Source organism: Marivirga arenosa (assembly GCF_030503875.2).
GTDB classification, from domain to species: domain Bacteria; phylum Bacteroidota; class Bacteroidia; order Cytophagales; family Cyclobacteriaceae; genus Marivirga; species Marivirga arenosa.
The window spans coordinates 2,754,961-2,766,761 of the sequence record NZ_CP129968.2 but is presented as its reverse complement, the minus strand read 5'-3'; the positions used below and the strand labels follow the sequence as shown (position 1 = coordinate 2,766,761).

At 33.6% G+C, this 11,801-nt stretch carries 15 protein-coding genes; 13 read left to right on the top strand and 2 right to left on the bottom strand.

The window, feature by feature from the left end; genetic code table 11:
• Nucleotides 1–7 precede the first annotated feature (7 nt).
• From QYS47_RS11915 to katG, 13 genes are all read left to right on the top strand, one after another.
• Nucleotides 8–232: a hypothetical protein gene (locus QYS47_RS11915; RefSeq protein ID WP_308356432.1), complete on the top strand. Its 225-nt coding sequence runs from the start codon at nucleotides 8–10 to the stop codon at nucleotides 230–232.
• Between the two features lie 42 nt (nucleotides 233–274).
• Nucleotides 275–871, top strand: a complete 597-nt coding sequence (locus QYS47_RS11910) for a hypothetical protein (RefSeq protein WP_322346380.1) — start codon at nucleotides 275–277, stop codon at nucleotides 869–871.
• A gap of 39 nt (nucleotides 872–910) precedes the next feature.
• Nucleotides 911–1,078: a Lacal_2735 family protein gene (locus QYS47_RS11905; protein WP_302101140.1), complete on the top strand. Its 168-nt coding sequence runs from the start codon at nucleotides 911–913 to the stop codon at nucleotides 1,076–1,078.
• 7 nt (nucleotides 1,079–1,085) lie between these two features.
• Nucleotides 1,086–1,580 carry a DinB family protein gene (locus QYS47_RS11900; protein WP_322346378.1) on the top strand — a complete coding sequence of 165 codons (495 nt, stop codon included), beginning with the start codon at nucleotides 1,086–1,088 and terminating at the stop codon, nucleotides 1,578–1,580.
• Between the two features lie 17 nt (nucleotides 1,581–1,597).
• Complete coding sequence (locus QYS47_RS11895; RefSeq protein WP_302101138.1) at nucleotides 1,598–1,942, top strand: phage holin family protein; 345 nt, start codon at nucleotides 1,598–1,600, stop codon at nucleotides 1,940–1,942.
• 66 nt (nucleotides 1,943–2,008) lie between these two features.
• Nucleotides 2,009–2,575, top strand: coding sequence for a hypothetical protein (locus QYS47_RS11890; protein ID WP_322346376.1), 567 nt, complete (start codon nucleotides 2,009–2,011; stop codon nucleotides 2,573–2,575).
• Between the two features lie 67 nt (nucleotides 2,576–2,642).
• The gene (locus QYS47_RS11885) at nucleotides 2,643–3,545 is read left to right on the top strand and encodes a histone deacetylase family protein (protein WP_322346374.1); all 903 of its coding nucleotides are present in this window, start codon (nucleotides 2,643–2,645) and stop codon (nucleotides 3,543–3,545) included.
• A 37-nt stretch (nucleotides 3,546–3,582) separates the two neighbouring features.
• The gene (locus QYS47_RS11880; RefSeq protein WP_322346372.1) at nucleotides 3,583–4,302 is read left to right on the top strand and encodes a rhomboid family intramembrane serine protease; all 720 of its coding nucleotides are present in this window, start codon (nucleotides 3,583–3,585) and stop codon (nucleotides 4,300–4,302) included.
• Nucleotides 4,303–4,387: 85 nt separating this feature from the next.
• The gene (locus QYS47_RS11875; RefSeq protein ID WP_322346370.1) at nucleotides 4,388–4,999 is read left to right on the top strand and encodes an OmpH family outer membrane protein; all 612 of its coding nucleotides are present in this window, start codon (nucleotides 4,388–4,390) and stop codon (nucleotides 4,997–4,999) included.
• Nucleotides 5,000–5,172: 173 nt separating this feature from the next.
• Nucleotides 5,173–6,846, top strand: a complete 1,674-nt coding sequence (locus tag QYS47_RS11870) for a pyruvate dehydrogenase complex dihydrolipoamide acetyltransferase (protein ID WP_322346368.1) — start codon at nucleotides 5,173–5,175, stop codon at nucleotides 6,844–6,846.
• Nucleotides 6,847–6,928: 82 nt separating this feature from the next.
• Nucleotides 6,929–7,471, top strand: coding sequence for an ATP-dependent protease subunit HslV (gene hslV, locus QYS47_RS11865; RefSeq protein ID WP_302101135.1), 543 nt, complete (start codon nucleotides 6,929–6,931; stop codon nucleotides 7,469–7,471).
• A gap of 58 nt (nucleotides 7,472–7,529) precedes the next feature.
• A complete protein-coding gene (gene arsC, locus QYS47_RS11860) occupies nucleotides 7,530–7,868 on the top strand; it encodes an arsenate reductase (glutaredoxin) (RefSeq protein WP_322346366.1) in 339 nt (112 codons plus the stop codon).
• A gap of 315 nt (nucleotides 7,869–8,183) precedes the next feature.
• The gene (gene katG, locus QYS47_RS11855) at nucleotides 8,184–10,388 is read left to right on the top strand and encodes a catalase/peroxidase HPI (RefSeq protein ID WP_407660333.1); all 2,205 of its coding nucleotides are present in this window, start codon (nucleotides 8,184–8,186) and stop codon (nucleotides 10,386–10,388) included.
• Nucleotides 10,389–10,471: 83 nt separating this feature from the next.
• Here the strand turns inward: katG and msrA are convergent, their stop codons facing one another.
• Together msrA and QYS47_RS11845 are read right to left on the bottom strand one after the other, a co-directional pair.
• Nucleotides 10,472–11,113, bottom strand: coding sequence for a peptide-methionine (S)-S-oxide reductase MsrA (gene msrA / locus QYS47_RS11850; RefSeq protein WP_322346363.1), 642 nt, complete (start codon nucleotides 11,111–11,113; stop codon nucleotides 10,472–10,474).
• 74 nt (nucleotides 11,114–11,187) lie between these two features.
• The gene (locus QYS47_RS11845) at nucleotides 11,188–11,634 is read right to left on the bottom strand and encodes an acyl-CoA thioesterase (protein ID WP_322346361.1); all 447 of its coding nucleotides are present in this window, start codon (nucleotides 11,632–11,634) and stop codon (nucleotides 11,188–11,190) included.
• Between the last annotated feature and the right edge of the window lie 167 nt (nucleotides 11,635–11,801).

Genomic DNA, 11,801 nt, shown 5'->3' with positions numbered 1-11,801 from the left:
AAAGAATATGATTACTCAGCAATATAACCCAAGTCAACTTGAGGTGGAAATAGCTAAAGCTATAAAAGAATTAGCCCCAGAAATTGAATCAAAATTAAGCCAATTTAAGGTGGTATCGGTTGATGATAATATTCATGCTGATAACCCTGTGGTCAAAATAAAATTTAATGATAATGATAATGATCCTCATGAGGTCATTCTGAAAATCATTCAAAAACCTGATCAGCAATAAATCGATTGCAAAGGTGGATTAATTTAATTCACCTTTTTTATTATGTCATTATTTACAACGCAAGAACTCGACTTAGCATCAGACCCTACTATTCTTCTTATCAAATATAGGATGATGGAGAAAGTTTGGGATTACCTTGAAGAAATTCACAAGGAGTTTCGAACTCATTTGAAAAAAATATCAACTCATATTCCAAAAGAGATTAATTTAAATCACGGCAAAATTTCTAAAGGCGAAAATTATAAACGATTGCCTTATTCCATTTTAGATTATCCAGCTTATTTTTCTAAGGAAGATATTTTTGCCTACCGGACTATGTTTTATTGGGGGAATTTTTTCTCGTCTACCTTTCACTTGCAAGGTGAATATTTGAATAAATTCGGAGATTTATTCATAGATCATTTTAAATCTGACGAATCTACTTACTTTTGTATCAATAGGAAGCCGTGGGATTACCATTATGAAAAAAGTAATTATGTTAAATTCCATACTTTAAGTTTAACAGAGATATCTGATCATATAGATGAGACTGGCTTTATTAAAATCAGTAAGAAATTTCCTGTAGAAGAGATGCCAGAGAGAAAAGAAGATGTTTTAAGTTTCTTACTAGAAGGACTTGAGTTATTTAAAACAAATTGAAGTTGAGTGGGTTTTTCAAACAAATTTAAAAAAGAAATTATGTTTGGATTATTTAAGAAGAAGTCTGAGAAAGAAAAGCTTAACGATCAATACAAAAAGTTGCTTGAAGAATATCATAAATTAAGCACAATTGATAGGAAAAAGGCAGATATGAAAATGGCTGAAGCTGAAGAAGTAGCCAAAAAAATGGATGCTATTAAAGATTAAATAATAAATGAAATTAGTAAATGCACCTTTTTACCAAGGATACATCGATTTAATTCAAGGTGAGATTGGGAAAGCTCTTGAAGCACAAATTCAAGAGCTTACCATTATGATTAGTAATATTCCTGAAAGTAAATGGCATTACAAATATGAAGCTGGAAAATGGACTGTAGCTCAGCTAATCCGACATTGTATAGATACGGAGAGAATTATGGCATTTCGAGCATTATCTTTGAGTAGAGATGAAAATGCAATTTTGCCAGGATATGCTGAAAATGATTATGCTGCAGCTTCAGAATATTCTAGCTTGAATCAATTAAAAATGGCAGATGAGTATTATCATTTAAGAAAATGTAATTTGTCCTTATTTCAAACAATGCCTAATAAGATTTTATCAATTGAAGGTGAAGCTGATGGCAAACCAATTTCGGTTTTAAGTCTATGGTATATTATAGCTGGACACTGGAAGCACCATCAAAATATTTTAAATAAAAGATATTTGTAATCAAATTTTTTAACAAGATGAATTTTTTAATCAAACTTTTATTATCATCATTATCTGTAATTGTAGCATCATATATACTCCCAGGAGCTTATGTAGATGGCTTTTTTGATGCTCTTGTGGTCTCTTTATTTTTAGCTCTTTTTAGTGCTACCTTAAAACCACTATTAGTTATTTTAACTATTCCTGTAACCGTATTCTCCTTAGGATTCTTTTTACTGGTAATCAATGCGTTAATGATAATGCTAGCCGATTATATTGTGGATGGATTTCATATTGATGGATTCTGGTGGGCACTTTTATTTGGTGTCATTCTGGCAATTGTAAACAGTATTTTTGAGGGTGTGAGTAAAAAAGATGATTAATTTTATATTTATTGTATTTTTTTAAAAAAAATTGTAATTTATTTTTTCAAAACTAACCACAAAACTATGGGTGCTCTTAACCAAGGCTTTGATGCCACACAAATAGAAAATTTAAAGCAAGAAATAGCTCAATCAAATAATAGCTTCGTTTTAGTGGATACAGAAGATAATAACGAAGAATATAAACACTTTCGTTTTGTGGGAATGTATGAAGGTAAGGAGGTGATTTATGATGCTGTTATTTATACTTTGAGATTACACCATGCAAGTGAAGTGTATGAGTTAGCAGAACATAAAGCAGCTCAGAAATTCCCCAATTTTAAACCTATCAAGTTCCAGGAAGATGAAAATGGTGATTTGAGAACCTTAGATGATGTTGAAGAGGAAATTGGCCTTTACATTGCTGAAATGATTGATGAATTAGAAGATGAGGAATTAGTAAAAGTCCAGGAACATGTTGATATGGATAATGGGGGTGAGTATGGAATTGGATTGGATATAGGTTTGAATGTAGATGAAGTGACAGACAAAGTGATGAATAAATTTGTTAATGATTTCAATGAAGATAATCTTAAATTGGATGATACCCTTTATTCTTTTGTCTCAAATGAAGAGGAATTTGATTTAGATTAATAATCTGATTTTAAAATATAACAACAACTAGCTATTAGTGTTATTTTTGTCGAATAACACTTTTTTTATGCTCAAAATCGCCTGGAGAAAAGAATATACACATCCTTTGCCCGAAAATCATAGGTTTCCAATGGAGAAATATGATCTCTTACCAGAACAATTGCTGTATGAAGGCACAGTTTCTGAGAGTAATTTTTTCTCACCTGATTTTCTCTCAGAGCAGGATATTTTACAAGTTCACGATGCAAATTATTGGCAAAAACTTAAAAGCTTAAGCCTAAGCAGAAAAGAGGAAAGAAGAACGGGTTTTCCACTTTCTCAGGCCTTAGTAGATAGGGAACGGATTATTAATCAAGGGACTATAGATGCTGCGAATTTTGCCCTTCAGTACGGTGTAGCTATGAATATCGCAGGCGGAACCCATCATGCCTTTACAGATAGAGGTGAAGGCTTTTGTTTGTTAAATGATATTGCTTTAGCTGCTAATTATTTATTAAGAGAAGGTAAAGCAAAAAAAATATTAGTGGTAGACTTAGACGTACATCAAGGAAATGGTACTGCTGAGATATTTCAAAATAATGCTTCTGTTTTTACATTTAGTATGCATGGAAAAGGTAATTATCCTATGCATAAAGAAACATCAGACCTTGATATTCCACTAGAAGACGGAACTGATGATAGAAAATATTTAAAAATTCTTCGAGAAACATTACCTATGTTACTTGATGAACAAGAACCGGATTTTATTTTTTTTCAGTCAGGAGTGGATGTTCTATCAACTGATAAATTAGGTCGATTAGGAATGTCAATTCAGGGATGTAAAGAAAGAGATAGGATAGTTTTTGAACATTGCATAAAAAATGAAATTCCTGTTGTAGCGAGTATGGGGGGTGGTTATTCTGAAAAAATAGCTCATATTATTGAAGCTCATGCCAATACTTACCGCTTAGCTCAAGACTTATTTTTCTAATTTTCAATCATTTCTGTGGATTTTCGTATATTTAACTATGTCGAAAGAAAAATCCCTTTTTAGGCAAAGTGTAGTGTTTGGTAGCTATATTATATTAGCACTTTGGCTTGTAAAGTCCATGGAATGGGCATTTGCTGCTAATTTTGCTCATTTTGGGATTATGCCTCGTCATCTTCTGGGTACCATTGGTATTTTTACTTCACCTTTTATACATGGTGATTTTTTGCATCTGTTATCCAACAGCTTTTCATTAATGCTGTTAATAATCATCCTATTTTTCTTTTATGATAAAATAGCACTTAAAGCACTATTATATATATACATCAGCACAGGTATTTTTGTATGGATCATTGCCAGAGAAGCCTATCATATTGGAGCAAGTGGAGTTATATATGGAATAGCCTCTTTTATTTTATTCAGTGGACTGTTAAGAAAGAATCAATCATCATTAGCATTATCATTTGTAATACTATTACTCTATGGAGGTATGTTTTATGGTGTTCTTCCTCAAGATGGCCATATATCATGGGAATCACATTTAATGGGCTTATTAAGTGGCTTATTAGTGGCAATTGCGATGAAAGACGAATTTGCAGGGCAAGCTGAACTAGAATTGTATTTTGAGAAAAACTTCGATGATGATGAATATCAGGACGATGGTACAAATTTTAACTTTACCAATCCAGAACAGGAGTTTTCTTATGAATATAAATCAAAAGAAATAGATGATACTCCTGATCCTAATAAAATAGATTAAAATCCCTTTTTTGTAGGCTTTGCACTTTAAGATGTTTGATTAACTTTGCAAGCGTTTGTAAAATCTAATCAAAATATAATTACACGTGAAAAACTTATCTATAGTACTTAATATCATTTTAATTGTAGCTGTTGGTTATTTGTTTGTTGATAAATTCAGTGAAGCAGGGGAAAGTGAAGAAACTGCAACAGAAGAACAATCAAATGATAAAATATATGAAAATGTAGCCATTGCTTATGTGCATTCTGATTCACTTTTAGCAAAATATGATTACATGAAAGAAATAGAATCTGAGCTTGCTGAGCTTTCTGAAAAATATGAAGGTGAATACCAAAACAGAGCCCAAGGTTTACAAAAAGAAATTAGTGATTTCCAAAGAACTGCTCAGAATTTAACGGTTGCTCAAGGGAAAGCATTAGAGGAAAACCTAATGAAAAAGCAGCAAAATTTAAGAATCTATCAAGAAGACTTGTCTAGAAAGTTAAGACAAAGAGAGATGGAATTAAATAATGAGTTATATAAATCAATTAGTGATTATTTGAAAGAATATGGTGATAAGAATAATCTTCAATTAGTATTAACTTACTCAAGAGGAAGTGATGTTTTATATGCTAATGAAGGCCTTGAAATCACTAATGATGTAATCAAAGGTTTGAATGAAGCTTATAATGCTGATTCTGCATCTGAAGAAGAATAATTTTATTAAAATTTAATAAATCAGCCCGTTCCTTAAATGGTGCGGGCTTTTTAATGTTAAATAATTTAAAACAATACTAAAGATTTACGGTATTCTTAATACTTTAATTCATTTAATTTGAATTAAGAACGAATCCCATTATTTTTGACAAGTTTAATTTGAAATAGACATATATGGCTGAAGTAATAAAAATGCCCAAAATGAGTGATACCATGGAGGAGGGTGTAATTTCCTCTTGGTTAGTGAAAGAGGGCGATGAGGTATCATCTGGAGATATATTGGCTGAGGTAGAAACCGATAAGGCCACAATGGAATTAGAGTCTTATGAAGATGGTGTAATTTTACATATTGGTATTGAAGAAGGAGACGCAGTGCCCGTAAATGGAGTAATAGCCATTATTGGAGAAAAAGGAGAAGATATTGAAGGCCTATTAAAAGATATTAAAGAAGGTGGTGGTGATAGTGGTAGTAATGATGATAGCGGTTCTGATGAAGAAGAATCTAGCGATTCAAGCTCTGATTCAAATGAGGAAGAAGTAGATGCATCGGATGTAAATGCTAACCTGATCACCATGCCTAAAATGAGTGATACCATGGAGGAAGGTGTAATCGCTTCATGGTTGAAGAAAGAAGGGGATAAGGTTGAGGCTGGAGATATATTAGCAGAAGTTGAGACTGATAAAGCTACTATGGAGCTGGAAGCCTATGAAGATGGTACTTTATTGTACATCGGAATAAAAGAAGGTGATGCGGCCCCAATTGATGGTGTTATTGCTGTTATCGGTGAAGAAGGTGCTGATTATGAGAAATTATTGAAAGCGCATGAGCGGAAGAAATCGGGATCATCATCTAATAAAGAAAGTAAAAAAGATGATAAGAAAGAGGAGTCTTCTTCTAAAAAAGAATCATCTTCTCCAAGTCCAAATGCTTCAGCGAATACTCAGTCAGAAAATAAAAAGGGAGGAAGAATTTTTGCTAGTCCTTTAGCTAAAAAGATTGCTCAAGATAAAGGTATTGATTTAGCTGAGGTAGAAGGTTCTGGTAATAATGGAAGAATTATAAAAGCTGATGTTGAGAACTTTACTCCTAAAGCAAAATCCAGCGAGGCATCTCAAAAACAAACTAGTACTGAGCAGTCTATCAATATACCTAAAGTAGTAGGAGAAGAAAGCTATGAAGAGGTGAAAGTTTCTCAAATGAGAAAAACGGTAGCGAAAAGACTTTCTGAAAGTAAATTCACTGCACCTCATTTCTATTTAACCATGGAAATCAACATGGATAAGGCTATGGAGGCACGTAAGAGCATGAATGAGATGAGCCCTGTGAAAATATCATTTAATGATATGGTTATTAAAGCGGTGGCTGCTTCATTACGTCAGCATCCTAAAGTTAATAGTTCATGGTTAGGTGATAAAATCAGAAGAAATCACCATGTACACGTTGGAATGGCCGTAGCAGTTGAAGAAGGTTTATTAGTTCCGGTTATCAAGTTTGCAGATAATAAATCATTATCACACATTGCTGCTGAAGCAAAAGATTTTGCTAAAAAAGCCCACAATAAAGAACTAGAACCTAAAGATTGGGAAGGTAATACCTTTACTGTATCAAACTTGGGTATGTTTGGTATTGAAGAGTTTACAGCCATTATAAATCCGCCAGATGCTTGTATTTTAGCTGTGGGAGGAATCAAGCAAACTGCTGTAGTAAAAGATGGTGAATTAGTGCCAGGCAATGTAATGAAAGTTACCTTATCGTGTGACCACAGAGTGGTAGATGGAGCTGTAGGTTCAGCCTTCTTACAAACGCTGAAAGGCTTACTAGAAGATCCAGTAAGAATATTAATTTAAAAATATATCTTAACCTCATTTATAAAGTCTCGTTGTTCTATAGCGAGACTTTTTTATTCATAAAATAAATTAGAACATTCAGATGTCAAATATAAAATCAACAACGGTCTGTGCAGTAGTACATAAGGGTGAAGTAGCCATTGGAGCAGATGGTCAGGCAACGATGGGAAATACAGTAGCCAAAAGTAATGTAAAGAAGATAAGAAAATTGCAGGACGGTAAAATAGTAACAGGTTTTGCAGGTTCAACAGCAGATGCATTCAACTTACTTGAAAAGTTTGATGAAAAGCTAAATGCTTTTGGCGGTAACATGAAAAGATCAGCTATTGAGTTAGCAAAAGAGTGGCGGACAGATCGTTATTTAAGAAAGTTAGAAGCTATGATGATCGTAGCGGATAAAGATGAAGTGTTAATTATATCTGGAACAGGCGATGTATTGGAACCTGATAATCAAATAGCCACTATTGGTTCAGGTAGTATGTATGCTCAATCTGCTGCTACGGCTTTAAAAAAACATGCAGGCGATAAATTATCAGCGGAGGATATTGTAAAGGAAAGTCTGCATATTGCAGCGGATATTTGTATCTATACAAACCATAATTTAGTTGTAGAGACTATTAAATAGTTTTAAGAAATCATTCTTTTTATTATTTTTTAATGAACCACTAAAAAATTTTTGAACTATGGAAATCTATCATAACCCAAGATGCGGTAAAAGTAGAGAAGCATTGAAGCTTTTAAATGAAAAAGGTATTGAACCCGATATTAAGCAATATTTAAAGGAAAAACCTACTCATGCTGAATTAGAAGATGTAATTAAAAAACTTGGTATTTCTCCTCAAGAATTAATTAGAAAAAATGAAAAGGTTTTTAAAGAGATATATAAGGGTAAAAAGCTTTCTGATTCTCAATGGATAGAAGCCATGATTGCAGAACCTAAATTAATTGAAAGACCAATTCTTATAAATGGTGATAAAGCTGTGGTGGGTAGACCACCGGAGAAAGTATTAGAAATTATTTAATAGTTATATGTAAAGTACTTTTACAGGCGATGTGAATTATATTCCATCGCCTTTTTTATTGTATTATAAAATCAGATATATATCACTTTTGTATAATTTATAACAATCAGCTAATAGCAGTGTTGAATTTATGATTAAAAACTATAAATATTTTTAATTTTTATTAATTATCTATAATTTATATAGGTTACTGGCTTGACTCACTATTATAGCTTTTGATTATGACTATATAAAAATTATAGATTTTCATTATATTCTTTTACTTACTATATTACAAAAGAATCTAACCTAAACACTTTTTTTATTATGGAACACATGAAGAATAATCTTGGAGATGTAGGAAAGTGCCCAGTGATGCATGGTGGTAATACTACTATCGGTGGACAGGGTACTATGAACAAGGATTGGTGGCCTAACCAGCTCAATCTTGGAATTTTACATCAACATTCATCTAAATCAAATCCCCTAGGAGAAGATTTTGTCTACGCAGAGGCTTTTAAGAAAGTTGATTTAAAGGCACTGAAAAAAGATATTGAAGAGGTACTTACTACTTCTCAGGATTGGTGGCCTGCCGATTATGGTCATTATGGTCCTTTTATGATTAGAATGGCCTGGCATAGTGCTGGTACCTACAGAACAGGTGATGGCCGTGGTGGTGCTGGAACAGGCAATCAAAGATTTGCCCCTATCAATAGCTGGCCTGATAATGGTAATTTAGATAAGGCAAGAAGACTGCTTTGGCCTATCAAACAAAAATATGGCAATAGTGTATCTTGGGCGGATCTGTATATTCTAACAGGTAATGTTGCCTTAGAATCAATGGGATTCAAAACTTTTGGTTTTGCTGGTGGCCGTGAAGACATTTTTCAACCAGAAGAAGATATTTATTGGGGTGCTGAAGAAACTTGGCTAGGAAACAATAGATATACAGGCGAAAGAGATTTAGAAAATCCATTGGCAGCTGTTCAAATGGGATTAATTTATGTAAACCCTGAAGGGCCAGATGGTAATCCTGATCCTTTAGCTTCTGCAAAAGATATTAGAGAGACTTTTGCTCGTATGGCCATGAATGATTACGAAACTGTTGCTTTAACTGCAGGTGGTCATACATTTGGTAAAACACATGGTGCTGGTGATGCAGCCTTAGTTGGTCCTGAGCCTGAAGCAGCCCCTATTGAACAAATGGGTTTTGGGTGGATCAGTAAGTATAAAAGTGGAAAAGGAAGAGATACCATAACCAGTGGTTTAGAAGGTGCATGGACCCCAACACCTACTACTTGGGATATGAGCTACTTTGATGTTCTATTTGGTTATGATTGGGAATTATCAAAAAGTCCTGCAGGAGCGCATCAATGGGTGCCGAAAAATCTTAAGGATGAACATAAAGCTCCTGATGCTGAAGATTCATCTATGAAAGTAGGGATTATGATGTCTACTGCCGATATGGCCATGAAAGAAGATCCTGAGTACAGAAAAATCTCAGAACATTTTCATAAAAATCCAGATGAATTTGCAGATGCTTTTGCAAGAGCGTGGTTTAAATTAACACATAGAGATATGGGGCCTAAAGTAAGGTATTTAGGACCAGAAGTACCAGAGGAGGATTTAGATTGGCAAGATCCAATTCCTGAGGTGACTCATGACTTGGTAAATGATGCTGATGTTAAAGAATTAAAGGCTCAAATCTTAGAATCCGGTTTATCGGTTTCTGAATTAGTTTATACGGCATGGTCATCTGCCTCAACTTTCAGAGGATCAGATATGAGAGGTGGTGCTAACGGAGCAAGAATTGCATTAACTCCAATGAAAGACTGGGAGGTAAATCAACCTGCTCAATTATCAAAAGTAATTGATACTCTTTCAGGAATTCAAATGAAGTTCAATGATGCTCAATCAGGCAACAAGCAAATATCTTTAGCTGATATGATTGTGTTAGGCGGATGTGCTGCTGTTGAAAAAGCTGCTAAAGATGCAGGTCATAAGGTTGAGGTTCCATTCTCAGCAGGAAGAGCCGATGCTTCACAAGAATTAACTGATATTGAATCATTCAATTGGTTAAAGCCTGAAGCAGATGGTTTCAGAAACTATAGAAGAGCGGCTTTCACGGTTCCTGATGAGGAAATGCTAATTGATAAAGCACAATTATTAACTCTAAGCGCTCCAGAGATGACTGTATTAGTCGGTGGTTTAAGAGTATTAGATGCTAATTATAATAGCTCTAAGCATGGTGTTTTAACGAATAATCCAGGGAAGCTCTCAAATGACTTCTTTGTTAATATCACAGATATCAATACGAAATGGGAGCCTTCCAAAGAGGATGATATTTTTGAAGGAAAAGATAGAAGCTCAGGTGAAACCAAATGGACAGGTACTAGAGTTGATTTAGTATTTGGTTCTAATTCTCAGCTAAGGGCAATTTCTGAAGTGTATGCTCAGAATGATGCAAAAGAAAAGTTTGTGAAAGACTTTATAAAAGCTTGGGATAAAGTAATGAACTTAGATCGATTCGATTTAAAATAATAATAGCTGTTATATCATAAATAGAAAAGGCATCCGCTAATCAGCGGATGCCTTTCTTCTTTTATAATTCTTCTAATTAAGAATTATTTCAAAATATCTTTAAAAGTCTTAGCTACCTTTTCAATTTTAGGTCTAGATACGTTTACTATATATCGATTATTAGGGTTTTTCTTTTCGAAATCCTGATGATAATCTTCAGCCTTCCAAAACTTTGTAAATGGAGTTAGTTCAGTTACAATCTTATCTTCAAATTTTGGCGCTAATTCATTCATTTTCTTTAACGCGATATTTTTTTCTTTAGAATTTCTGTAGAAAATAGCGGATCTATATTGCTTCCCCACATCTGGTCCTTGACGGTTTAACTGCGTTGGATCATGAGCAACAAAGAAAATATCGAGTAGTTTTTCGTATGTGATTATATTCGGATCATATAATACCATGACACTTTCCGCATGATTGGTTTTTCCATAACTCACCTCTTTATAAGTAGGGTTTTTCTTTTCTCCACCAGAATAGCCTGAAACAGCTTCTTTTACGCCTTTAATTTGTTCGAAAGAGGCTTCTACACACCAAAAACAACCACCAGCAAAATAAGCGGTATCTATTGCTTCTGGATTTTGAATGATCTCTGAGGTATTCTGAGTTTTTTCCTTTTTTTCATTTTCCGCAGCACAGGCGAAAAATAGCATACTTAAAATTACAATGCTTATATTTCTTATCATCATAGTTATTAGTTTTGGTTTATCAACGACTTAGACTAGTTTTTAGTTTTAGCCAGTTGATGATAGTCAGGGACTTGCTATTTTATATTAATTGTATTTTCCTTCTCGTAGGAAGCTATTTCATTTCTAAGCCAATCAGGAATTTCTATTGTGGTTTTGCTTTTAGTATCAAACATTACTTGAATAGATGTACCTACAGTATGAACATTTTTATCATCAGTTGTGATCATGTACTCGATTACAAAACTCTTCTTTCCCATTTCCTTTGTTCTTACCCAGCATTTGGTTTTGGGCATGCCAATTTTTAATTCCTGTAAATAATCGCAATTGATATTGGCCAATAAAAACATGTCTTTGTGCCAATCCCAGCTAGGAGCTGCTTCCAACATATATCTACCTCTAGCTATTTCAAAATACTGTATATATATTGAATTGTTTACATGGGCTAATGGATCCAAATCAGTCCATCTTACCTGAATATTTTCTGAGAATTTAAAGTTATTAGGGTCTACGCTTGGTTTCATAAGAAGATTTTTAAAAAAGGTGAAATTACCATTTTAATTCAAAAGACAACAGTGAATTGCTTATTAGGTTTTACCTTAATTTTAGAATCTATTATTGAACGGTAAGATCTGTTTATCATTAGATCTTTCATCATAAATAGTTAATGATATGTTTGGATTGATAAGAA